At 59.1% G+C, this 24,606-nt stretch carries 19 protein-coding genes; 13 read left to right on the top strand and 6 right to left on the bottom strand.

Annotated features, from left to right (window positions below):
* Positions 1 to 122: 122 nt before the first annotated feature.
* Genes rsmA through GBC55_RS03640 form a run of 4 tightly spaced genes read right to left on the bottom strand, consistent with a single transcriptional unit; the run spans position 123 to position 6,034 of the window.
* Positions 123 to 941, bottom strand: coding sequence for a 16S rRNA (adenine(1518)-N(6)/adenine(1519)-N(6))-dimethyltransferase RsmA (gene rsmA, locus GBC55_RS03625; protein WP_162436265.1), 819 nt, complete (start codon positions 939 to 941; stop codon positions 123 to 125).
* Complete coding sequence (gene pdxA, locus GBC55_RS03630; protein ID WP_162436266.1) at positions 938 to 1,927, bottom strand: 4-hydroxythreonine-4-phosphate dehydrogenase PdxA; 990 nt, start codon at positions 1,925 to 1,927, stop codon at positions 938 to 940. Before pdxA ends, rsmA begins: the two co-directional genes overlap by 4 nt.
* Positions 1,924 to 3,240, bottom strand: coding sequence for a peptidylprolyl isomerase SurA (surA, locus tag GBC55_RS03635; protein WP_162436267.1), 1,317 nt, complete (start codon positions 3,238 to 3,240; stop codon positions 1,924 to 1,926). Before surA ends, pdxA begins: the two co-directional genes overlap by 4 nt.
* Positions 3,221 to 6,034: an LPS-assembly protein LptD gene (locus tag GBC55_RS03640; protein ID WP_162436268.1), complete on the bottom strand. Its 2,814-nt coding sequence runs from the start codon at positions 6,032 to 6,034 to the stop codon at positions 3,221 to 3,223. Before GBC55_RS03640 ends, surA begins: the two co-directional genes overlap by 20 nt.
* Positions 6,035 to 6,164: 130 nt before the next feature.
* On the opposite strand from GBC55_RS03640, the gene GBC55_RS03645 reads away from it, so the two are divergent.
* Genes GBC55_RS03645 through GBC55_RS03655 form a run of 3 tightly spaced genes read left to right on the top strand, consistent with a single transcriptional unit; the run spans position 6,165 to position 8,621 of the window.
* On the top strand, positions 6,165 to 7,184 hold the full coding sequence (locus GBC55_RS03645; protein WP_162436269.1) for a phosphotransferase: 1,020 nt from the start codon (positions 6,165 to 6,167) through the stop codon (positions 7,182 to 7,184).
* Positions 7,181 to 7,852, top strand: coding sequence for an N-acetylmuramate alpha-1-phosphate uridylyltransferase MurU (gene murU / locus GBC55_RS03650; RefSeq protein ID WP_162436270.1), 672 nt, complete (start codon positions 7,181 to 7,183; stop codon positions 7,850 to 7,852). The genes GBC55_RS03645 and murU overlap by 4 nt, the downstream gene beginning before the upstream one ends.
* Before the next feature lies 1 nt (position 7,853).
* On the top strand, positions 7,854 to 8,621 hold the full coding sequence (locus GBC55_RS03655) for a DnaJ domain-containing protein (RefSeq protein ID WP_162436271.1): 768 nt from the start codon (positions 7,854 to 7,856) through the stop codon (positions 8,619 to 8,621).
* 66 nt (positions 8,622 to 8,687) lie between these two features.
* Here GBC55_RS03655 and GBC55_RS03660 read toward each other — a convergent pair whose 3' ends face one another.
* Positions 8,688 to 9,671, bottom strand: coding sequence for an alpha/beta hydrolase family protein (locus GBC55_RS03660; protein WP_162436272.1), 984 nt, complete (start codon positions 9,669 to 9,671; stop codon positions 8,688 to 8,690).
* A 73-nt stretch (positions 9,672 to 9,744) separates the two neighbouring features.
* On the opposite strand from GBC55_RS03660, the gene GBC55_RS03665 reads away from it, so the two are divergent.
* The 10 genes from GBC55_RS03665 (at position 9,745) to trpE (ending at position 22,207) form a co-directional block, all read left to right on the top strand.
* Positions 9,745 to 12,141 (top strand): sensor histidine kinase, encoded by a 2,397-nt coding sequence (locus tag GBC55_RS03665; protein ID WP_162436273.1) that lies wholly within the window; start codon positions 9,745 to 9,747, stop codon positions 12,139 to 12,141.
* 54 nt (positions 12,142 to 12,195) lie between these two features.
* Positions 12,196 to 12,837 carry a response regulator transcription factor gene (locus tag GBC55_RS03670; RefSeq protein WP_178114273.1) on the top strand — a complete coding sequence of 214 codons (642 nt, stop codon included), beginning with the start codon at positions 12,196 to 12,198 and terminating at the stop codon, positions 12,835 to 12,837.
* A gap of 343 nt (positions 12,838 to 13,180) precedes the next feature.
* Positions 13,181 to 14,305, top strand: a complete 1,125-nt coding sequence (locus GBC55_RS03675; RefSeq protein ID WP_162436275.1) for an ABC transporter ATP-binding protein — start codon at positions 13,181 to 13,183, stop codon at positions 14,303 to 14,305.
* A gap of 44 nt (positions 14,306 to 14,349) precedes the next feature.
* Positions 14,350 to 15,393 (top strand): ABC transporter substrate-binding protein, encoded by a 1,044-nt coding sequence (locus tag GBC55_RS03680; RefSeq protein WP_162436276.1) that lies wholly within the window; start codon positions 14,350 to 14,352, stop codon positions 15,391 to 15,393.
* Positions 15,394 to 15,616: 223 nt separating this feature from the next.
* Positions 15,617 to 16,864, top strand: coding sequence for an ABC transporter permease (locus GBC55_RS03685; protein WP_162436277.1), 1,248 nt, complete (start codon positions 15,617 to 15,619; stop codon positions 16,862 to 16,864).
* Between the two features lie 11 nt (positions 16,865 to 16,875).
* On the top strand, positions 16,876 to 17,700 hold the full coding sequence (locus tag GBC55_RS03690; RefSeq protein ID WP_162436278.1) for an ABC transporter permease: 825 nt from the start codon (positions 16,876 to 16,878) through the stop codon (positions 17,698 to 17,700).
* Positions 17,701 to 17,935: 235 nt separating this feature from the next.
* Positions 17,936 to 19,084 (top strand): iron-containing alcohol dehydrogenase, encoded by a 1,149-nt coding sequence (locus tag GBC55_RS03695; protein WP_162436279.1) that lies wholly within the window; start codon positions 17,936 to 17,938, stop codon positions 19,082 to 19,084.
* Positions 19,085 to 19,164: 80 nt separating this feature from the next.
* Complete coding sequence (gene rpe, locus GBC55_RS03700; protein ID WP_008035979.1) at positions 19,165 to 19,839, top strand: ribulose-phosphate 3-epimerase; 675 nt, start codon at positions 19,165 to 19,167, stop codon at positions 19,837 to 19,839.
* Positions 19,836 to 20,654, top strand: coding sequence for a phosphoglycolate phosphatase (locus GBC55_RS03705; protein WP_162436280.1), 819 nt, complete (start codon positions 19,836 to 19,838; stop codon positions 20,652 to 20,654). Before rpe ends, GBC55_RS03705 begins: the two co-directional genes overlap by 4 nt.
* Positions 20,655 to 20,725: 71 nt before the next feature.
* Complete coding sequence (trpE, locus tag GBC55_RS03710; protein WP_162436281.1) at positions 20,726 to 22,207, top strand: anthranilate synthase component I; 1,482 nt, start codon at positions 20,726 to 20,728, stop codon at positions 22,205 to 22,207.
* Positions 22,208 to 22,294: 87 nt separating this feature from the next.
* Here the strand turns inward: trpE and estP are convergent, their stop codons facing one another.
* On the bottom strand, positions 22,295 to 24,202 hold the full coding sequence (gene estP / locus GBC55_RS03715; protein ID WP_162436282.1) for an esterase EstP: 1,908 nt from the start codon (positions 24,200 to 24,202) through the stop codon (positions 22,295 to 22,297).
* Positions 24,203 to 24,606 lie beyond the last annotated feature (404 nt).

The raw sequence follows: 24,606 nt of genomic DNA on the forward strand, positions 1-24,606 counted from the left end.
GCAAGAGGCCTTAAAAACGAAGCGGGACGCGGGGCGTAGCTGATAGAACTCAGTCTAGGCCAAGTATCGGGTAGTAAACCAGACCTGACGGCTGGTGTCTTACCCGATAACGCTCGTTTGTCTCAGTCTGCGTCGGGTTTCTGTAGGGCTTGTTCGCTGAGCTTGTCGGCCAGGCGTACGAACGCGGCCAGATCGAGTTGCTCCGGGCGCAGACTGCCATCGACTCCGGCCGCTTCGATCTCGTCATTGCTGAGCAGCAGCTTGAGAGTGTTACGCAAGGTTTTACGGCGCTGGTTGAAGGCTTCGCGCACGACGCGTTCCAGGAGTTTGTGATCCTTGGCCGGGTGCGGAAGCACCGCGTGAGGTACCAGGCGCACGATGGCCGAATCGACTTTAGGCGGCGGATTGAACGCGCCAGGGCCTACGTTGAACAAATGCTCCACGCGGCAGTGGTACTGAACCATGATCGACAGACGACCCCAGTCACCGCCACCGGGGCCTGCAGCCATGCGCTCGACCACTTCCTTTTGCAACATGAAGTGCATGTCACGGATCAGGCTGGCGTTGTGCAGGAGGTGAAAGATCAGCGGGGTGGAAATGTTGTACGGCAGGTTGCCGACGACCCGAAGACTGCCGGGTGCTGCATTCAGGCTGTTGAAGTCAAACTTCAATGCATCGCCCTGGTGCAGGTTGAAGTTGCTCTTGCTGGCGAACTGCTGGTTCAGGATCGGGATCAGGTCCTTGTCCAGTTCCACTACGTCGAGCTGACCGCCGCTGCTCAACAGGCCTTGGGTCAATGCCCCCTGGCCTGGGCCGATTTCCAGCAGGCGATCTTCGGCCTTGGCATGGATGGAGCGCAGGATGCGGTCGATAACGCCGGCATCGTGCAGGAAATTCTGGCCAAAGCGTTTGCGCGCCTTGTGTTGATAATGCTCGGTCATAAACGGGTCTCGGCCATCTGGTAGGCGGTTTCAAGGGCGACTTGCAGGCTGCCGGTGTCGATTTTTCCGCTGCCGGCCAGGTCCAGGGCTGTGCCGTGGTCGACCGAGGTGCGGATGATTGGCAAGCCCAGAGTCACGTTCACTGCCGCGCCGAAGCCTTTGTACTTCAGTACCGGCAGGCCCTGGTCGTGGTACATCGCCAGCACCGCGTCGCAGTGCTCCAGATATTTGGGGGTAAACAGAGTGTCGGCGGGGAGGGGGCCGCGAAGGTCCATGCCCTCGCCACGCAGGCGCTCCAGTGTAGGTTCAATGATGTCGATTTCTTCATGGCCCAGGTGACCGCCTTCACCGGCGTGCGGGTTAAGCCCGCAGACCAGGATGCGAGGCTGGGCGATGCCGAATTTTTCCTGCAGATCGGCGTGCAGGATTCGAGTGACCCGCTCCAGACGCTCCGGTGTGATTGCGTCGGCAATGTCGCGAAGGGGCAGGTGAGTGGTGACCAGCGCCACGCGCAATCCGCGAGTCGCCAGCATCATCACCACTTGCGCGGTCTGGGTCAGGTCGGCGAGAAATTCCGTGTGCCCGGAGAAGGCGATCCCCGATTCGTTGATCACGCCTTTATGAACTGGCGCGGTGATCATGCCTGCAAAATGCCCGTCCAGGCAGCCTTGGCCCGCACGGGTCAAGGTTTCGAGCACGAACGCGGCATTGGCTTTGTCCAGTTGTCCGGCGATGACCTTGGCGTTGAGCGGAGTGTCCCACACGTACAGGCTGTTGGCCGGCGCCGGGGCATCTGGCCAATTGTCCGGTGTCACCGCAAGCAGATCGACAGCCACACCCAGCTGCGCGGCCCGCTCAAGGAGCAGGTCACGGCTGGTAATGGCAATCAGGGGGTGCGGCTGGGCTTGCGAGGCAAGCAGCAGGCACAGGTCAGGACCTATGCCGGCTGGTTCGCCGGGTGTCAGCGCGAAACGTTGGGGTTTCACTGCGCTGCCTGGTCTGCACCAGGGAGTTTGATCTCTACGTATGCTTCGTCACGGATCTGACGCAGCCAGGTTTGCAGCTCTTCGTCGTACTTGCGATTACGCAGGACGGTCATTGCTTGCTGCTCGCGCGCCTGGTTGGTGCTGTCGGTAGCGCGGCGACCAAGGACTTCCAGGACGTGCCAGCCGTATTGAGTCTGGAACGGCTTGGACAGCTTACCTTGCGGGGTGTTGGCCATCACTTCACGGAATTCAGGAACCAGTGCGTTCGGGTCGATCCAGTTCAGGTCGCCACCGTTGAGGGCGGAGCCCGGGTCTTCCGAATAGCTCTTGGCCAGCTCGCCGAAGTCTTCGCCTGATTCGATGCGTGTGTAGAGCGACTCAGCCAAAGCCTTGGTTTTTGCTTCATCACGGATCGGGCTAGGTTTGACCAGGATATGACGCACGTGCACTTCGTCACGTACCTGGGCCTCGCCGCCACGCTTGTCGAGAATCTTCAGGATGATGAAGCCACCTGGAGTGCGCATTGGCTGGGTGATGTCCCCAGCCGCCATGGTGCTCAGCATCCGGTCGAACGGTGGTGGCAATTGAGCTGCTTTACGCCAGCCCATGTCGCCGCCTTCCAGTGCTGTCTCGCTGGCGGATTTGGCGATTGCCAACTGACCGAAGTCAGCGCCTTGCTTGAGCTGCTGGTAAACCGCGTCCGCTTGTTTGGCAGCATTCTGAATCGCGTCGGAGTTGGCGCTTTCCGGCGTAGGAATCAGGATGTTGGCCAGGCGGAACTCTTCGGACAGCTGCATCTTGCCAAGGTCGGAAGCAAGGAAGTTTTTCACTTCCTGCTCGGACACCTGGATGCGCTCGGCCACACGACGCTGACGTACACGGCTGATGATCATTTCGCGACGGATCTGGTCACGGGCGTCGTCGTAAGACAAACCATCGCGAGTCAGGGCTGCGCGGAATTGATCCACGGTCATGTTGTTGCGCTGTGCAATGGTGCCGACAGCCTGGTTCAGTTCTTCATCGGTAATACGGATGCCGGAGCGTTCGCCGATCTGCAGTTGCAGGTTTTCGACGATCAGGCGCTCCAGCACCTGCTGATCCAGCACGCCAGGCGGCGGCGCAGCGGCGCCACGCTTGGCGATGGTTTGCTGAACTTCATGAACTCGTTGGTCCAGTTGGCTCTGCATGACCACGTCGTTGTCGACGATGGCCACCACTTTATCGATGGACTGTACCGCGGCGTTGGCCGCGGTACCCAGGAACAGCGCGCCCAGCACGAGCGGGCGCAGACAATCAGAAAGCTTGGTCTTCACGTTCACGATAACCTTGGATGCCTTTGTCGAGGAAGCTCTCTACTTTGGCGCCGGTGAGGCCGCCGAGTCCCTTCAGAACAATTTGGAGGAAGACGCCATGGTCGCCTTTTTCGTTTTCCGGAGCGTCTTGGCTGGTTTCGTCGTAGTCGACGAAGTAGCGGTTGATCACGCGCAGTTTCCAGCAGCAGTTGTCGTACTCGAAGCCACCGAAGGCATCCAGGGTACGGTTACGGTTGTAGTCATACTGCCAGCGGCTGATGAGGTTCCATTGCGGCACGATCGGCCAGATCACCGAGAAGTCGTGCTGTTGAATCTTGTAGTAGTCCTTCACGTAGCCAGGTTGGCCGGGAGTACCGTAGTCACCGCCGCCCACAGCCCACTTACCGGTGTTCTGGTCGTAGCGGATCTGGTCGTTGCGATAGCGATAACCGGCGTTGATAACCTTGTTCGGGTTGTCTTCAGGCTGGTAGTGGAACATCGCGCTGCCCGAGCGAGGGCTGCGGGTATCCGGGTCCCAGTTGTAATCGGCAGTGGTGCGCCAATCGCGGTTCCAGCGATATTCGTATTCCAGCGCATAAGGCGAAACTTTGGATTTCGCGTCTTCGCGGGTTTTGGCGTCGATACCTGGCAGTTGAACTTCGCGGTTCTTGAAGTAGAACGCCTGACCGATGCTGATGCGTTGACGTTCGAAACCGTTGTCTTCGATCCAGCGGTTAGTGATACCCAGGGCCAGTTTGTTCTCGTCACCGACGCGATCGGCACCGGAGAAGCGGTTGTCACGGAACAGCGACGAGTAATTGAATGTGTACTCGCTGGTGTCGAATACCGGAATATCTTCCTGGTTCGTCTCTGGAACGTAGAGGTAATAGAGGCGCGGCTCGAGGGTCTGGTTGTAGTTCTTGCCAAACCAGGTGGTTTTGCGATCGAAGTACAGGCCACTGTCAATGCTCGCAATCGGAACGCCACGGTTCTGGTTGCTGTCGAACTGGCCATTGATGTTTTCAGTCCCGGCCGCTGCAGCCGCCGCATTTTGCGCGGCAATCTGGGATTTCCCGATGCTGTCCAGATCCAACTGGTACTGGGTGTATTGGTATTTGAGCTGTGGTTTCAGGAACCCATATGACCAATCCAGCGGCAGGCTGACAGCCGGTGCAAGGTTGAGGCGATCGCCATTGGCACGAGCCAGACCTTGAACGTTGGTGTCCAGTCGCGGAGTAGAAACGCCATCTTCATCGGTGAAGTTGCCATTTTTCAGGTCGCGATCAAACCGCACCAGTTCGGTGTTGTAAGTGAAGTCCAGGCCGCCCGGATGAGTCGGCAGCGCGCCATCAAAGGTGATCTGCGGCAAACGGTCATACGGTGTGATGTTCGAAACAGTCGCCAGCTGATAAGCCTGGGCATTCAGTCGGGCGGTGTAGCTGTCGCCACGATAGCTAACCGAACCCTGCTGGTTCACATAATCAGCGCTTTTCACACCAATCTGGTCAGTCTGCAGATCCTGGAAGTAATACGGATCGCTGATCTTGGTGTAATCGACCTGCGTGAAGACGCGCGAGTCGAGGCCACCTTTGTGCTGCCAGTTGTACATGTAGCGGGTTTTTTCGTAATCGGACTGTTTGCTGCGCTCGGTGTCGTCGTCGTTGAGGTACGCGGCGCCGAACTGACCTTCGCTGGACGGGGTCAGGTAGCGGAACTCGCCTTCCATCAACAAGCCACGCTTGCTCATGTAACGCGGGTACAACGTGGCGTCGTAGTTCGGCGCCAGGTTGAAGTAGTACGGCGTGACCAGCATGAAGCCGGTATCGGTGCCGGTGCCTATAGTCGGCGGCAGGAAGCCGGACTGGCGACGGTCATCGATCGGGAAGTAGATGTACGGCGTGTAAAGAACAGGAATGTCCTTGACCCGCAGTGTCACGTTGGTCGCGGTGCCGAAGCCGGTGGCCGGGTTAAGGGTGATGTTATTACCCTTGAGCTGCCAGGCGTTGCTGTTCGGTTCGCACGTGGTGTACGTACCATCCTTGAGGCGGATGATCGCGTTCTCGGCACGTTTGGCGTACAGGGCGCTGCCGCGAATACGGGACTTGTGAAGAATGTACTCGGCGTTGTCGACCTTGGCTTCGCCGGTGTCGAGCTGGACATCAGCGTGGTCGCCGACGATCAGGGCGCCATTGTCACGAACCCGGACATTGCCGCTCAGTTCGCCACGGCTTTCAGCCTGATAAAGATTTGCTTCGTCGGCTTCGACCTGCATGCTGCCCTGGCGCATGACGACGTCACCGGCCAGGGTAGCGACCTGCTCATCCTGCTTGTAGCGGGAGGCTTTGGCGCCGAGGAAGGTCGGGGCGTCACTTTTACTCGTCTTGTCATTCATGCCAGGACGAATCGGTTCGATATAGGAACCAGAGCAGTAAGGACCTGTTTCGGCCAATTGCGCTGCTGTGAGGTTTTCGCGTGGAACCCAGTCGAGGTGACTGTAGTCTGCACTGCGCGACTTCAATCCGCGTCCCTTGGCCTCGGTCACCAGTGCCGTTTTGGCGCCGGTGTCTTCGCTGGAACCGCTGTCGGCCGGTGTCTCGCCGCTCGCGCCTACCGCACTGCCGTCATGGACGGGGCGTGGAGGCAGGGCAGCCGCTGGCGATTTTGGCGCACAGTCCCAGGCACCCGAAGCAGAGACTGAGCAGTCATACTGTTCCGCGGCGACCACGAACGAAGTGGCTAGGGGTTGCAGGGCCAGCAGACTGCCGGTAACCAACAACGGAAATTTTTTACGAAACGCGGGGGATTTCAATGCCATCTTATTAGTCCGGGCTTCCTGCGTGCCATCTGCCCGCGGTGTGGGCCGCACGCCTCTCGATGGTCTGAAAAAGATGCTGGATAATAAAGCATGACCCGCTTGACGGCTAGCGCCGTCGGAGACCCTTGCAATGCCTGACCAAGATGTACGTTTGCAACACCTGAAAGTTTGGCTCGATGAGCAATTGACGATTCTTTACGCAGATCAGGGCTGGGGTGTCGTACCCCCGGCCACGTTGACTGCTGCCAGCAGTGACGCAAGTTTTCGGCGGTATTTTCGCTGGGAGGGCGAGGGCAGGAGTTTCGTCGTGATGGACGCACCTCCGCCTCAGGAAAACTGCAAACCCTTCGTGGATATTGCATTTTTGCTGGAGAAATCCGGAATTAACGTGCCGAAAATTTATGCCGAAGACCTTGAACGCGGCTTTCTTCTGCTCAATGACCTTGGAAACAAGACGTACCTCGACGTGATCAACAGCGAAAACGCCGATGATCTGTTCAAGGATGCGCTGCAAGCGTTGCTGGCGTTTCAGCAACTGCCAATGGTGGCGCCGTTGCCAAGTTATGACGTGGCATTGCTGCGGCGTGAGCTGGAATTGTTCCCAGAGTGGTACGTCAAGCATGAATTGGGCATCGAGTTCGATTCCGCTCAGCAAGCGCTCTGGCAGAAAGCCAGCGATCTGTTGATCGACAGCGCACTGGCACAGCCGAAAGTGCTGGTCCATCGTGATTACATGCCGCGCAACCTGATGCTCAGCCAGCCCAACCCCGGTGTGCTGGATTTTCAGGACGCGGTCTATGGCCCCGTGACCTACGACGTGACCTGCCTGTTCAAGGATGCTTTTCTCAGCTGGCCTGAAGAGCGTGTACGCGGGTGGCTGGAAGATTATTGGCAGCAAGCGGCCGCTCTCGGCATCCCGGTTCAGCCGGATCTGGAAGATTTCCTGCGTGCCAGTGACCTGATGGGCGTGCAACGTCACCTGAAAGTCATCGGGATCTTTGCCCGCATCTGTCACCGCGACGGCAAGCCGCGCTATCTGGCGGACGTACCGCGATTCTTTGCTTATATAGAGGACGTTGTGGCGCGCCGACCTGAGCTGGCTGAACTAGGGGCGTTGCTGGACAGCCTGCGCGGCGGAGTAACAGCATGAAGGCGATGATTCTGGCGGCAGGCAAAGGCGAACGCTTGCGCCCGCTGACCCTGACCACGCCCAAGCCGCTGGTTCGTGCCGGTGGTGTGCCGCTGATCGAGTATCACTTGAAGGCCCTGGCAATCGCGGGCTTCACCGAAATAGTGATCAACCACGCCTGGCTCGGTCAGCAGATTGAAAACTATCTGGGTGACGGATCGCAGTACGGCGTTCGAATCCAGTACTCGCCGGAGGGTGAGCCACTGGAAACTGGCGGCGGCATTTTCCGTGCATTGCCGCTATTGGGCGACGACGCGTTTCTGGTAGTCAACGGTGATATCTGGACCGACTATGACTTCAGCGTGTTGCACCAGCCTATCTGCGGGTTGGCGCATCTGGTGCTGGCGGACAACCCGCCTCATCACCCGACCGGCGATTTCAGTCTGAGCGACGGTCACGTTCGCGACAATGAGCCGGGTGCTGAAACATTGACCTACAGCGGCATTGCCGTGCTGCATCCGCAGCTGTTCGATGGGTGTTCTGCGGGCGCGTTCAAACTCGCGCCGTTGCTGCGCACAGCGATGGCGGCAGGGCAGGTCACCGGCGAGCGCCTTAGCGGACACTGGGTCGATGTGGGTACTCACGAGCGTCTCGCTGAAGTGGAAACTCTATTAGAAGCGAGCCGCTGACATGTTGTGGCCAGGGACTCTGATTGGAGCCGGAGCCGGCTTTGCCATAGCCAGCATCCCGGGGGCCATGCTTGGCGCCTTGTTAGGGCAGGCGTTGGACCGGCGTTTGCAACTGCAGAGCTGGGGGCATTTGCGGGAAAAGCTCGGTGGCCGTCCTGTACTGCGCAATGACGAACTATTGTTTGTGCTGCTTGGACGGCTGGCGAAGTGTGACGGACGCGTCGTGGATGGGCACATCCAGCAAGCCCGTCAGGAAATGCGTGCTCTGGAAATGACCGAGTCAGCTCAGCGCCGAGCGATTGCCGCGTTCAATCGAGGCAAGTCCGGGCATGACCGTTTACGTGGTCATTTGAGGCGCTTGAGCGCCCAGCCTTTCGCGGCGGAAGGGGTGTTGCGCGCCTGCTGGCGAATGATCTGGGCCGACGGCCAGGCGGGGCGCAGTGAGCGTGAGCTGATTGCGCAGTGGGGCAAGTGGCTGGGCTGGAGTTCGCGGCAGGTACAGGCACTGGCGACCGATTACGAGCCACAGAAACGTCCGTTGGTCAGCAATACCCTGACCTATCAGGACGCAATGCGGTTGCTGGGAGTGTCCGCCACCAGCGATCCGGCGCAGATCAAGCACGCCTATCGGCGCCTGCTCAGTCGTCATCATCCGGACAAAATTGCCGGCAGTGGCGCGACGGCGATGCAGGTTCGGGAGGCCACGGACAAAACGCGGGAGTTGCATAACGCCTACACATTGATTCGTCAGCGGCGGGATTTCCGTTAGCCATCCACAAGAACAAAAGATCGTCCGAGCGCGGTTCGAGCCTTCGGACGATCTTCTGCTTTTTGCTCAATCAGCAGCGTTAGGACTCAACCAGCCACGCACCCGGCGCACCAGTTGTTCCTGTTGATCCTTGGCGTTACCCGGCAGTGATTTCAGCGACACCTGACTGAACGCCAATGTCTTCAATCGCTTGCTCGCCTGCAATCGCTCCAGCGCTGCGTTGCGATCGAGCGGCTTGTCCATGTAGAAGATGTCCGCTGTGGGTAGCTTCAGGGTTGGCGTGAGTTCGGTCAGTTCGGGTTTCGCCTTGGCGGGTGTCTGGACCGCGACCATCACAAGTTTCTCGACTTGCGACGGTTGCTTTTCGCTCATATATCGAGCAGCCCAGTAACCACCAGTGCCGTGCCCCAATACCACGATGCTGGGGGCGCTTTGCTGTTCGGCGTAGGCAATAGCGGCATCCAGACGCGCAAAAATCCGTTCGGCGTCGACCTTGGCGTGTTCTTCGCTACTGTCGACCACGACCTTGTCTGCTACGTCCGCTTCCCCGCCCGCCGCTTGTTCGATAGGCGCGGCGGTCGTGGAATCCTTGCTCCCGACATCCGGCGCCTTGATGGTGGGCGGTACGTCGAGGACTCGAGGCGCAATGACATCGCTTTGCAAGTCCGGCAAGGTGATACTCAGGCTGCTCCAGCCGGCGTTCGGTAATTGGCGTCGCAATGGACCGATTGCTTGAGGCCAGTCAGCTGTTTCGCCGGCGCCCGGGATGATAATGACTACGCCTTTGGGTTCGGCAACATTGGCCGGTTTCCATAGCGACAGAAAGGTGACGTCGCCGGCTTGCAGTTGTTGCTGTTCGTCGGCGGGGATCGTTCGCGCCAGCGCTGCGGCCTCTTCCTGGCTGCGTTCAGGCAGCGGCTGGCGTTCGACCGGTTTTGCTTCGGTGGGTGTTTGCGCCGGTGCCGGATCAGCCGCCTCAACTGAAAAGGCGCAAGGCAGGATCAGCGACAGGCACAATGCTGGCAGTGCCAGGCGGTAGACAGGGGGCATCGGATATTCCAGGCCAGAAGTGATTCCGGCAGCCTAATGGGTTGGTCAGTGTTTGTCAGTGTGCGGAGCTTCAATGATGCGTTTTCGCTGCCTGTGGGTGATCGGCTGCTTGTTGTTTCCCTTGATGAGCTGGGCGGCGTCGGCGCCACCGGCCCACGTTGCCCAGTTGTCATCGGGGCAACAGCAATGGTTGGAAGACCACCGTGAGTTGCGGGTCGGATTGGTTTTGCAGGCGCCCTATGCCCAATACGATCGTCGCTTGCAGCGCCTGTCCGGTGTCAACGTCGAGCTGATGAAGTGGTTGGCCAAAGCGCTCAAGATCGAGCTGAGCTGGCGAAACTATTCCGACCTCGCTCAATTGGAAACGGCTGCCCGCGAAGGGGAGATCGACCTCGCGCCGGGATTGACTCAAACCCCCGGTGGTCTGCGTCTATGGCAGTTTTCAGACCCCTATATGCGGGTGCCGCAATTGGTCGTCAGCGACCAGAAAAGCAACGGTGCAGTGGAGCTGGAAAAACTCGACAGCCAGACCCGGGTGGCAGTGCGCATGCCGGGTGCCACGGCTGATTACCTGCGTAGCAATTTTCCGCATTTGAATCTGCAGGGCGTGCCCATCGAGCGCCAGGCGTTGCAACTCCTGTTGAGTCAACAAGCCAGCTACGCCGTGGTCGACGAAGCGCAGTTGGGGCGGCTGTCCGCCGAGCCCGAGTTCGCGGGGCTGGTGGTCGTCGGCGACATCGGCTTACCGCAGTTGCTGCGGGTGGCCACGCGTCGTGACTGGCCTGAACTGGCGGGGATCGTCGAAAGTGCCCTGCGAGCGATCCCTGCCAAGGACCTGGAGCAACTGCACAACCAATGGCTGCAACCCAAATACCCGCGCCTGACCGAGTCTCCGGGGTTCTGGCAAAACCTCTGTCTTCTGTTGGCCGTGATCATGCTGAGCAGCATGGCCATTGTTTTTTGGCAGCGTCGGCAGCAGCACAGTCTGGAGCAGCGCCTTTTGGCCGCACGTGAAGACATTGCGTTGCGCAAGGCCAGCGAAGAGGCCTTGCGACTCACCCAGTTTTCCATCGACCAAAGTACGGTCGGTATCTTGTGGGTGAATTGGGACAGTCATGTGCGCTATGCCAACCGTGCCGCCGAAACCATGCTCGGCTATACGGCGGACGGGATCATTGATCGGCCATTGATCGACTTCGAGCCAGGTTTGCACATGGATCGCTGGTTGAACCTGTGGAAACGCGCCAGGGCCAGCGAAGAGGGGCCGCAATCCTTTGAAACTAACTGTGTGCGTGCCGATGGCAGCATTCTGCCGACGGATGTGTCGCTGAGTTTCCTGCGTTTTCGCGACGGCGAATACCTGGTGGTCTACCTCAATGATGTCACCGAGCGTCGTCGCGCACTGGCTGCGTTACAGGAAAGTGAAGCGCGGCTGCAAGGAATTGCCGCCAACGTACCGGGCTTGGTCTTTCGACTGGAGCGAGCGCCGGTAACAGGGCAGATCGATTTTGCCTACATCAGTGAAGGCAGCGAGAGTCTGGTTGGCTATTCGCCAGCGACCCTGGCCCATCGCGACAAAGGCCTGCGCAGTCTGGTGCATCCGGATGACAAGGCGAGCTATCACCAGACTCAGGACCGTGCCCTGGATACCGACAGTGACTGGTCATGGCAAGGTCGAATCCTGACCCGCCAGGGCGAGCAACGCTGGGCTGAAATCAAGGCGATTACCCGACGGCTCGAGGATGGTGCCTACGTCTGGGACGGGATCGTTTGGGACATCAGCGAGAGCAAACGCATCGAACTGGAGCTGGCCGGCTCCCGCGAGCAACTGCGTGAATTGTCTGCACACCTGGAAAGCGTGCGGGAGGAGGAAAAAGCTCGTATCGCGCGTGAGGTTCACGACGAGTTGGGTCAGATGCTCACGGTATTGAAGCTGGAAACGTCCATGTGCGAATTGGCCTACGCCCAATTGGACCCTGGTCTGAATGAGCGCCTGAATAGCATGAAGCGTTTGATCGCCCAGTTGTTTCAGCTCGTGCGCGATGTGGCGACGGCGCTCCGTCCGCCGATTCTCGACGCAGGGATCTCCTCTGCCATTGAATGGCAGGCCCGGCGTTTCGAGGCGCGTACGCAGATTCCGTGTCTGGTGCAGGTACCGGACAATCTGCCCGTGCTGAGTGATGCGATGGCCATTGGATTGTTCAGGATTCTTCAGGAGGCGCTAACCAATGTCATGCGGCATGCCCAAGCGCATACTGTCGAATTGACATTGGTGCGTGAAGGCGACGAACTGTGTCTGACTGTCAGCGACGATGGCGTAGGATTTGTCGCCACGACCGGTCGGCCAACATCCTTTGGCGTGGTCGGCATGCGTGAACGGGTGTTGATCATGGGCGGGCAGTTGTCGCTCGACAGTGAGCCGGGGGAGGGCACGACGTTGATCGTGCGTGTTCCTTTGGAGGCGGCCTGAGGTATTTGTTGGAGCACCTGCTCACGAATGTTCCTGGCTCTGACATTAAGAAGAATGGAGAAGTCTGTGATCCGTGTACTGGTAGCCGAAGACCACACCATCGTTCGTGAAGGCATCAAGCAGTTGATTGGCCTGGCCAAGGATTTGTTGGTGGTGGGGGAGGCGAGCAATGGCGAGCAGTTGCTCGAGATCCTGCGACATGTGCCCTGCGAGGTGGTGCTGTTGGATATCTCCATGCCTGGTGTCAACGGCCTGGAAGCCATTCCACGGATTCGGGCGCTGAACAATCCGCCCGCGATTCTGGTGTTGTCGATGCACGATGAGGCGCAAATGGCCGCCCGTGCTTTAAAGGTCGGCGCAGCGGGGTACGCGACCAAGGACAGCGATCCGGCACTGCTGCTGACGGCGATCCGCAAAGTCGCGGCCGGTGGGCGTTACATCGATCCGGACCTGGCAGACCGAATGGTGTTCGAGGTAGGTCTGACCGATTCCCGCCCCTTGCATTCATTGCTGTCGGAGCGAGAATTTTCGGTGTTCGAACGCCTCGCCCAAGGCGCCAACGTCAACGACATCGCCCAGCAATTGGCCTTGAGCAGCAAGACCATCAGCACCCACAAGGCGCGGCTGATGCAGAAGCTCAACATCACCTCCCTGGCGGAACTGGTGAAGTACGCGATGGAACACAAACTCCTCTAGAGAACACCGCTGTCCCCTGTGGGAGCGAGCTTGCTCGCGATAGCGGACTATCAGTCGACATTCATTTTGAATGTCATACCGCAATCGCGAGCAAGCTCGCTCCCACAGGGATTGTGGTCGCATGCCCATTTACGACATCCTGCAAAACCGCTTTTGCCCGTTCTTGCGGCTTGCAGCTTCAAGATTGCAGCTGTCTCTATCTATTCCCGCCATCCTTGTAGGGCAATCCCTACCCCCAACCTTCCATCCGGCTGAGGCCAATCTCTCCTGCCCCCCGATTTGCGTGGCTCCCGGCGTCCACTAGGCTTAGTCCACAGCAGTCATCACTAACAAAGGTGTGGGTATGAGCCAGGTCGATTCAAGCGCAGGGGCCAGCGATGTTCTGGTCAGCTTTCGTGGAGTGCAAAAGAGCTACGACGGCGAGAACCTGATCGTCAAAGACCTCAACCTGGACATTCGCAAAGGTGAATTCCTTACCTTGCTCGGCCCGTCCGGTTCCGGCAAGACCACCAGCCTGATGATGCTCGCCGGTTTCGAAACACCGACCGCAGGCGAGATCCTGCTGGCGGGTCGTTCGATCAACAACGTGCCGCCACACAAACGTGACATCGGCATGGTGTTCCAGAACTACGCGTTGTTCCCGCACATGACGGTGGCCGAGAACCTCGCGTTCCCGCTGACCGTGCGCGGTTTGAACAAAAGCGATGTCAGCGACCGGGTCAAACGTGTCTTGAGCATGGTTCAGCTCGACGCCTTCGCCCAGCGTTATCCCGCACAACTGTCCGGCGGCCAGCAGCAGCGTGTGGCACTGGCCCGCGCACTGGTGTTCGAACCGCAACTGGTGCTGATGGACGAACCTCTTGGCGCACTCGACAAGCAACTGCGTGAGCACATGCAGATGGAGATCAAGCATCTGCACCAGCATCTCGGCGTGACCGTGGTGTACGTGACCCACGACCAGGGTGAAGCCCTGACCATGTCTGACCGTGTCGCGGTGTTCCATCAGGGCGAGATCCAGCAGATCGCGCCGCCGCGCTCCCTCTATGAAGAACCGAAGAACACCTTCGTTGCCAATTTCATCGGCGAGAACAACCGCCTTAATGGGCGTCTGCACAGCCAGACGGGTGATCGCTGCGTGGTCGAACTGGCGCGTGGTGAGAAGGTTGAAGCCTTGGCGGTCAATGTCGGCAAAACCGGTGAGCCCGTCACGCTGTCGATTCGTCCGGAACGCGTGAGTCTCAATGGTTCGAGCGAGTCCTGCGTCAATCGTTTCTCGGGCCGGGTGGCGGAATTTATCTATCTGGGCGACCACGTCCGGGTTCGTCTGGAAGTCTGCGGCAAGACCGACTTCTTTGTGAAACAACCGATTGCCGAGCTCGATCCCGCGCTGGCTGTCGGCGACGTGGTACCGCTTGGCTGGCAGGTCGAACACGTTCGTGCGCTCGACCCGCTTCTAGAGGCGAATTGATCGCCCCCCTGCTACACCAACCCTGCACGTGGAGAACAATATAAATGTTGAAATCCCTGAAATTCACAGCCCTGGTAATGGGCATGATCGGTGCGGCACACGCGATGGCAGCGGGGCCGGATCTGACCGTGGTGTCCTTTGGCGGGGCGAACAAGGCCGCGCAGGTCAAAGCCTTCTACGCGCCGTGGGAAGCGGCGGGTAACGGCAAGATCGTAGCCGGCGAATACAACGGTGAGATGGCCAAGGTCAAAGCCATGGTCGACACCAAGAGCGTGTCCTGGGACCTGGTGGAAGTCGAATCGCCGGAACTGTCCCGTGGTTGCGATGAAGACATGTTCGAGCAGCTCGACCCTGCGCTGTTCGGCAAGTCCGAAGACTACGTCAAAGGCGCTATCCAGCCTTGCGGCGTGGGCTTTTTCGTCTGGTCGACAGTGTTGGCCTACAACGCCGACAAGCTGAAAACCGCACCGACCAGCTGGGTGGATTTCTGGGACACCAAGAAATTCCCGGGCAAGCGGGGCCTGCGTAAAGGCGCCAAGTACACCCTGGAATTTGCCTTGATGGCCGATGGCGTTGCGCCGAAGGACGTCTACAAAGTACTGGCCGGTAAAGACGGTCAGGATCGCGCGTTCAAGAAGCTCGATGAGCTCAAGCCAAGCATTCAGTGGTGGGAAGCCGGTGCGCAACCGCCGCAATATCTCGCCTCCGGTGACGTGGTCATGAGCTCGGCCTATAACGGCCGAATTGCTGCCGTGCAAAAAGAAAGCAATCTGAAAGTCGTCTGGAACGGCGGTATCTACGACTTCGACGCATGGGCCATTCCAAAGGGCCTGGACAAGGCGCGGGCTGAAGCGGCGAAAAAATTCATCGCGTTCTCGGTCATGCCGCAGCAGCAGAAGACCTATTCGGAAAACATCGCTTACGGCCCGGCCAACACGCAAGCGGTGCCGTTGCTCGCCAAGGATGTCCTGAAAGACATGCCGACTACCCCGGAAAACATCGCCAACCAGGTGCAGATCGACGTCAGCTTCTGGGCTGACAACGGTGAGCAACTGGAGCAGCGCTTTAATTCCTGGGCTGCGAAGTAAGCAAAGGGCTCGCCCTCCTGTGAGGGCGAGCTTTTGTGGCGAGGGAGCTTGCTCCCGCTTGAGTGCGCAGCACTCACAAAATTGAATGTTGTTAACGGGATTTTTTGGGGCCGCTTCGCAGCCCAGCGCGAGCAAGCTCGCTCGCCACGAAAGCCCGCTCCCACATTTAAAGTTCGAGGTGGCTCGCTGCCTCTGCAACGATCAAAGATTTCCGGAGTACGCCATGGCTACCGCCATTCCCCTGAACGCGGGCACTGACCCCACCTTGAAGCAGCGGCTCAAGCATGCCGAGCGGATCAACCGCTGGAAGGCCCAGGCCTTGATCGCGCCACTGGTGCTGTTTCTGTTGCTGGTGTTCCTGGTGCCGATCGTGGCGCTGCTCTACAAAAGTGTGGGTAACCCGGAAGTTGTCGGCGGCATGCCGCGCACCGTGGCTGCCATTGCCAGTTGGGACGGCCGCGGCTTGCCCGCTGAACCGGTTTACAAAGCTGCCAGCGAAGACCTCGCCGAAGCCCGCAAAAACCAGACCTTGGGCGATCTGTCCAAGCGCTTGAACATGGAGTTGGCCGGCTACCGCAGCCTGCTGACCAAAACCGCCCGAGCCTTGCCGTTCGCCACTGAGCCCGCCTCTTATAAGGAAGCGCTGGAAAGTCTCGATGAGCGTTGGGGTGATCCGGCCTATTGGCAAGCGGTGCGCCGTAACACCAGCAACATCACGCCGTACTACCTGCTGGCGGCTGTCGATCACCGCATCGACGACCTCGGCGAAATTGCCCCGGCCACACCCGACCAGGCGATTTACCTCGACATCTTCGCCCGGACTTTCTGGATGGGTCTGGTCATCACGGCGATCTGCCTGGTGCTGGCGTATCCGTTGGCCTACCTGCTGGCCAACCTGCCGTCCCGTCAAAGCAACCTGCTGATGATTTTGGTGCTGCTGCCGTTCTGGACCTCGATTCTGGTCAGGGTTGCGGCCTGGATCGTGCTCCTGCAGTCGGGTGGTTTGATCAACAGCGGCCTGATGGCCATGGGCATTATCGATAAGCCACTCGAATTGGTGTTCAACCGTACCGGGGTCTACATCTCGATGGTGCACATCCTGCTGCCGTTCATGATCCTGCCGATCTACAGCGTCATGAAAGGCATCTCGCCGACTTACATGCGCGCCGCGATTTCACTGGGCTGCCACCCGTTTGCCAGTTTCTGGCGGGTGTACTTCCCGCAGACGTATGCCGGTGTCGGTGCCGGTTGCCTGTTGGTATTCATCCTTGCCATCGGCTACTACATCACCCCGGCCTTGCTCGGGAGCCCGAACGATCAGATGGTCAGTTACTTCGTCGCCTTCTACACCAACACCAGCATCAACTGGGGCATGGCGACCGCACTCGGTGGGTTGCTGCTGTTGGCGACTGTGGTGCTTTATCTGATTTACAGCTGGCTGGTGGGCGCCAGTCGCCTGCGCCTGAGCTAAGGGAGAACGAAATGCTGAATCCTTATATGTCGCCCATCGAACGGGTGTGGTTCTACAGTTTGCGCATCCTCTGCGGACTGATCCTGTTGTTCCTGATTCTGCCGGTGCTGGTGATCATTCCGTTGTCGTTCAACTCCGGGAGTTTCCTGGTGTATCCGCTGCAAGGTTTTTCACTGCACTGGTATCAGGACTTCTTCGCCTCGGCGGAATGGATGCGAGCGTTGAAGAACAGCATCATCGTTGCACCGGCAGCCACCGTGTTGGCAATGATCTTCGGCACGCTGGCGGCGATTGGACTGACCCGTGGCGATTTCCCGGGCAAAGCTCTGGTGATGGCGCTGGTGATTTCACCGATGGTGGTGCCGGTAGTGATCATTGGTGTGGCCAGCTACCTGTTTTTTGCGCCGCTGGGGCTGGGCAACAGCTTCTTTTCGCTGATCGTGGTGCACGCGGTACTGGGTGTGCCGTTTGTGATCATTACGGTGTCGGCGACACTGCAGGGGTTTAATCACAACCTGGTGCGTGCGGCGGCCAGCCTGGGCGCTTCGCCACTCACCGCGTTTCGTCGAGTGACGTTGCCGTTGATCGCCCCCGGCGTGATTTCCGGTGCGCTGTTTGCCTTCGCGACGTCGTTCGATGAAGTGGTGGTGACCTTGTTTCTCGCCGGTCCTGAACAAGCGACCTTGCCTCGGCAGATGTTCAGCGGCATCCGCGAAAACCTCAGCCCGACCATTGCTGCTGCGGCGACGCTCTTGATTGCTTTCTCGGTGATCCTGCTGCTGACCCTGGAATGGCTGCGCGGACGCAGCGAGAAACTGCGTACTGCGCAGGTGTAACACCAATCTCTGTAGGAGCTGTGTAGGAGCTGTCGAGTGAAACGAGGCTGCGATCTTTTGATCTTGTTTTTAAAATCCAAAGTCAAAAGATCGCAGCCTCGTTTCGCTCGACAGCTCCTACAGGGGATTATGTACTTTCTCCGGATCGCAGGTCATTCATGACCTGAATATCAGACAACCCCAAATCCCCAGCTACTATTGTGCCCAGCTCCCCTGTCTATAAGAGGCTGCGCACATGAGTCTTTCCTCTTTCAAAATCGCTCACAAACTGATCACCGGCGCAGGTGCCATCGAGCAGTTGGCGGCTGAACTGACACGCCTGGATGTCGACCACCCGCTGATCGTCACCGATGCGGCCCTGGTCAAATCCGGAACCGTCGAGCTGGCGCTGACGCAGCTGGGCGGTCGTACCTACGAGATATTCGACCGGGTGCTGCCGGACCCGGAAATCGCCATCGTCGAAGACTGCATGCGGGTTTACCGTGAAGGCGGGCATGACGGCTTGATCGGATTGGGCGGCGGGAGTGCGATCGACATCGCCAAGAGCGTTGCGGCCTATGCGGGTTATCACGGCGCGCTGGAGGACTTGTTCGGTATCGATCAGGTGCCGCGCAAAGGTCCGCCGCTGATCGCCATCCCGACGACGGCGGGTACCGGCTCGGAGGTGACCAATGTAGCGGTCCTCTCCGACAAGGTTGCGCAGCTCAAGAAAGGCATCGTCAGCGACTATCTATTACCGGACGTGGCGCTGGTCAGCCCACAGATGACCCTGACCTGCCCCCGCAGTGTCACTGCTGCCAGTGGTGTCGACGCGCTGGTCCATGCCATCGAATCCTATTTGTCGGTCAACGCTTCGCCGATCACCGACGCCCTGGCCATTGGTGCGATCAAACTGATCGCCAAGGCATTGCCCAAGGCCTACGCCAACCCGACCCACCTGCAGGCCCGCGAGGACATGGCCACCGCCAGTCTGATGGCCGGCATGGCGTTTGGTAATGCGGGGGTCGGCGCGGTGCATGCGCTGGCGTATCCCCTGGGCGGGCGTTTCAATATTGCCCACGGTGTCAGCAATGCACTGCTGCTGCCCTATGTGATGGCCTGGAACAAGATGGCCTGCGTCGAGCGCATGCAGGATATTGCCGAGGCCATGGGGGTGAAGACTGCTCATTTGAGCGCTAACGAAGCGGCGGATAAAGCGGTCGAGGCGATGACCGAGCTGTGCGCTGCGGTAGAAATTCCTCAAGGACTGCGAAGTTTCGGCGTGCCCGAAGACGCGATCCCGGCCATGGCCGTGGAAGCCGCCGGGATCGAACGCCTGATGCGCAATAATCCACGTAAGTTGAGTGCCGTCGATATCGAGAAGATCTACCGAGCGGCTTACTGATCATCGCGCTCACGGTGCGCGCGTCAAAGCATGAGGTATACAATGCGCGCCATCGTGATTTTGCTCAGAAAAGGTGCGTCATGCAGCCCTTCGTAATTGCTCCGTCGATTCTCTCCGCTGACTTCGCCCGACTGGGTGAAGAAGTGGACAACGTCCTGGCCGCTGGCGCCGACTTCGTGCACTTCGATGTCATGGACAACCATTACGTACCCAACCTGACCATCGGCCCGATGGTCTGCGCGGCACTGCGCAAGTACGGCGTGACCGCGCCGATCGACGCGCACCTGATGGTCAGCCCGGTAGACCGCATCGTCGGTGACTTCATTGAGGCGGGGGCGACGTACATTACCTTCCACCCGGAAGCCACTCAGCACGTTGACCGCTCCTTGCAACTGATCCGTGAAGGCGGCTGCAAGTCGGGCCTGGTGTTCAATCCGGCAACGCCGCTGGACGTACTCAAGTACGTGATGGACAAGGTCGACATGATCCTGCTGATGAGCGTCAACCCGGGTTTTGGCGGCCAGAAGTTCATTCCAGGCACCCTCGACAAGCTGCGTGAAGCGCGCGCCCTGATCGATGCTTCCGGACGTGACATTCGCCTGGAAATCGACGGCGGTGTAAACGTGAACAACATCCGTGAAATCGCCGCTGCCGGCGCCGATACCTTCGTTGCGGGCTCAGCCATCTTCAATGCGCCGAACTACCAGGAAGTGATCGAGAAGATGCGTTCCGAACTGGCGCTGGCTCGCCCATGAGTGGCTTTGAACAGCTGTTCCCGGGGTCTCTGCCGCGGCTGGTGATGTTCGATCTGGATGGCACGCTGATCGATTCGGTCCCGGACCTCGCAGTGGCTGTGGATAACATGCTGTTCAAGCTCGGTCGACAGCCTGCCGGCCTGAACGCTGTCCGCGAATGGGTCGGTAACGGTGCTCCGGTGCTGGTTCGTCGAGCGCTGGCGGGTGGCATTGACCATTCGACGGTCGATGACGGTGAAGCGGAAGGCGCGCTGGAGATTTTCATGGAGGCTTACAGCGAGAGCCATGAGCTGACCGTTGTTTACCCCGGCGTGCGCGACACTCTGAAATGGCTGCACAAGCAGGGTGTGGAGATGGCGCTGATCACCAACAAGCCGGAGCGTTTCGTCGCGCCATTGCTGGATCAGATGAAGATCGGTCGCTACTTCAAATGGATCATTGGCGGCGATACCCTGCCGCAGAAGAAACCCGATCCGGCAGCACTGTTCTTTGTGATGAAGATGGCCAACATTCCGGCTTCACAGTCCTTGTTCGTCGGCGATTCGCGCAGCGATGTGCTGGCGGCGAAAGCGGCAGGGGTCAAGTGTGTAGCGCTGAGCTATGGCTATAACCATGGCCGGCCGATTGCCGAAGAGTTGCCGGCGCTGGTCATCGACGATCTGCGCAAGCTAATTCCCGGTTGCCTGGATTCTGCCTCTGGGATAACGTTGCCCGACGCTGTTCAACCCCCTTCTGGAAACGCCATCGTGGTGGTCACTCGCAAACTCTGGATGAAAGTCATCAAGGCCCTGGCCCGCTGGCGTTGGCGCGCCTGACTCGATTCTGGCCGGTTATCCGGCGCGTTTGCATACCTGACTGTTAGACCCTCAAGCCACGAGGCTACCCCATGATCCGCGAAGAATTCCTGCGTTTGGCCGCTGCCGGCTATAACCGTATCCCGCTTGCCTGCGAAACCCTTGCCGACTTCGACACGCCGCTGTCGATCTACCTGAAACTGGCTGACGAACCTAATTCCTATCTGCTGGAATCGGTTCAGGGCGGAGAAAAGTGGGGCCGTTACTCGATCATCGGTTTGCCATGCCGCACCGTGTTGCGGGTCCATGACCATCACGTCAGCGTGACCCATGACGGCATCGAGATCGAAAGCCACGAAGCCGAAGATCCACTGGCCTTCGTCGAAGCATTCAAGGCTCGGTACAACGTGCCGACCATCGCCGGCCTGCCGCGCTTCAATGGCGGCCTGGTGGGTTACTTCGGTTACGACTGCGTGCGTTATGTGGAAAAGCGTCTAGGCAAATGCCCGAACCCGGATCCGCTGGGCGTGCCGGACATTCTGCTGATGGTGTCCGACGCGGTGGTGGTGTTCGACAACCTCGCCGGCAAGATGCACGCCATTGTTCTGGCCGATCCATCCCAAGAGGATGCGTTCGAACAAGGTCAGGCGCGGTTGCAGGAACTGCTGGAAAAACTCCGCCAACCGATTACCCCGCGACGTGGGTTGGATTTCAGCAAACAGCAGTCTGCTGACCCGATCTTCCGTTCCAGTTTCACCCAGGACGATTACGAGAAAGCCGTCGACACCATCAAGGAATACATCCTCGCCGGTGACTGCATGCAAGTCGTGCCGTCCCAGCGCATGTCGATCGACTTCAAGGCAGCGCCGATTGATCTGTACCGGGCGCTGCGCTGCTTTAACCCGACGCCTTACATGTACTTCTTCAACTTCGGCGACTTCCATGTCGTGGGGAGTTCGCCGGAAGTGCTGGTGCGGGTTGAAGACAATCTGATCACCGTCCGACCGATTGCCGGCACCCGCCCACGTGGTGCCAACGAAGAGGCTGATCTGGCGCTGGAGAAAGACCTGCTGTCCGATGACAAGGAGATCGCCGAGCATTTGATGCTGATCGACCTGGGTCGCAACGACACCGGCCGTGTTTCGGAAATCGGTTCGGTGAAACTCACCGAGAAAATGGTGATCGAGCGTTATTCCAACGTGATGCACATCGTCTCCAACGTCACCGGGCAGTTGAAAGCCGGGTTGACGGCGATGGACGCGTTGCGGGCAATTCTGCCGGCCGGCACGTTGTCCGGCGCGCCGAAAATCCGCGCGATGGAAATCATCGACGAGCTGGAACCGGTCAAGCGTGGCGTCTACGGTGGCGCGGTGGGCTACTTTGCATGGAACGGCAACATGGACACCGCGATTGCGATTCGCACCGCCGTGATCAAGAACGGCGAGCTGCATGTGCAGGCCGGTGGCGGCATCGTTGCCGACTCCGTGCCGGCGCTGGAATGGGAAGAAACCTTGAACAAGCGTCGTGCGATGTTTCGCGCGGTGGCGCTGGCTGAGCAGACTCCAGAAAGCTGAGTTCGCTTCCGCCAGGATGTTGCTCAATTCAAAAAAACGCGGCGCCTGTGAGGGCGTCGCGTTTTTTTATGCGTGCTGTTTGCCGGATCAGAAATCCAGCGCAACGCCGACGTTGACGCCTTGCTGGGTAAAGTCATCATCCTTGCGAATGAGGTAGCTGGCCCGCAGCGCCAGGTCTTGGGTGAGGTTGTGACTGACGCCCAGATTCACCCGATTCGAATGACTTTGCGGTGTATAGCCTACGAGTTTGAAGTCGTTGGCCGGCAAGCTGTTGAGGGCGATGTTCACTTTCTGCACATCGTCTTCGTACTCGCGCTCGTAGGCGTATTCACCAAACACCCGGGTTTGCGAAGTGATCTGATACTTGCCCTGCAGGCCCAGGCCCAGGCGCTTCGAATCACGGGTCTGGTCATCGAAGTTCAACGCTGTGGCGCGGTTGCTGTTCTCCGAATATCCGTCGACCTCTACCTTGGCATAATCAGCGCTCACGAACGGCGACAGGTGCCATTGGCTGCCAGGTTGCGCGATGTCGTAACCCACGCGAGTACTGAACGCCCAGAGATGGCCGTCAGTATCACCTTTCTCCGCACCTTCGCTGGCACCCAGGTCGAACTTGCGTTTGAGGTTGTCGTAATCCAGCTTGCCGCCGGTCAGCGCGGCATCTGCCCACCAGCGGTTCTGCTGGAACTGGGCGAAGGCGGTGGCGAGGTAGCTGTTGAGTTTGTAGTCCGAATCGTTGCTGCCGGCTTCCAGGGTTTGACGATAAAAGCCTGCCGCTACGCCGACGCGCCAGGCGTCATTCAGACGATAGCTGCCACCGATATTCAGGTTGTAGCCGCTGCCATCGGCACTGGCGCCGCTTGATTGGCTATCGATATCAAGATGCTGACCGCCACCGGCGACGATCGCCCGCCATTGTCCTACAGCCTGCCAGCTCTCCCAATCCGATTGCCATTGGCTGCGTAATTCGTCCTGGTGAGCACGTAATGTGGCGTGGGCCATTTCCGGTAGCAGCGTCAGTTCCCATGGCGCTGCCAATAAGGAGTAGGCGTAATCGGAAATCAGCTTTTGCCCGGCTTCGGTGGGGTGAACCCCGTCGTTGTAGATCAGCTTGCTTGGGTCCGGGGTGGCGCTGTTGATGCCGTATCTGGCGTTTTCCGTGCAGCCGTTACCGCTGAAGCAGGTGGCCGTGAGGTTCTGGTCAGTGGCGAGGCCGAACCGGCCCGGATCCGCGAACGACTCTTGCAACAGCAACGGAATGTTCAACGGAATGATTTCTGCGTTGATGCCCTGCAGACGTTGCACCAGCTGCAGGTTGAACTGGTTGCTGAGCTGCGTGGCTGCTGTTTGTAAACCTGTGCCGTTGATGGCTGGCGTCAGGCCGATGTCAGGCAGCAGCCAGACCATGACGTACTTCGCACCTGCGGTTTGCAGGACCTGCACGCTGTCCGCCAGTCGATCTGCCGCCGCGTTGGCCTGAGCAGGGCTGAGGATGCGCCCTTGCAGGAAGTCGTTGCCTCCGCCGGAGAGGTAGTAAAGCGCGTTCGGATCGGCGCGGAAGTTGTTCGATGGCAGGTAACCGGCTCGGGTGCGTTCGCCCGTGGCGGATTGGGTGGTAATGGAGTCAAGGATCTGATCGGTGCGATACCCGCCTACGGCCCAGTTGTTGCCATCCGGAAGGCCCTGATTGGCGCGTACGGCTGAGCTCGAAGCAGCCGTCTCGTCCGGAGTGAAACCGAGCCGTCCACCCAGCAACTGTGTGGAATTGAGCGAGCGGAATTCGCCGCTGCCATCCTGATAGAGCGGTCCGGTCCGGTTGGTGTAGCGCTGGGTCGCACCGGCAGGACCGCCCGTGTCGGTAAAGGTCCCGGCATCGTTGAGGCTGTCGCCGAAGACGACGAAATTCGAATAAGGATTTGGAGCGGCGATCGCCTGGGCGCAGGCCATTGCGAGCAAGCATCCGGCGAGCGGTACAAACAGCGTCTGTTTGATCATGAGCAAGTCCGTTTATTTATTGTTGTAGTGAACGAAACGACAGTACCAAAATCTTCCGGCCTTTTGCCATCGGTCGCGAACCCTTCGATAGTTTCCCCAGCCGTCGGCCCCACCATATTGCACGCTCCGCCCAGCTAAGTTACTGTGCCGAGACGTATGAATGAGACCTTCCCCGTGTTGATCATCAGCAAACTTCTGGATCAAGTCATCAAGGCACACGCCCGCTGGCGTTGGCGCGCCTGAATTCCTTTGCCGGCCTCGCCGGTCCTGTACCGATTTACCTTCTTTACCCGTTTCAATTGCCGCTTTGCTGGCGCCACTCCAGCACCTGACAAAGCGCAGCGCTCCGCGGGTAATCGTTTGAAGGTCATGTTCAAAGTCAGTGAATTCAAGAGGTTCCAAGC

The organism is Pseudomonas sp. TNT3, assembly GCF_010095445.2.
Classification (GTDB): domain Bacteria; phylum Pseudomonadota; class Gammaproteobacteria; order Pseudomonadales; family Pseudomonadaceae; genus Aquipseudomonas.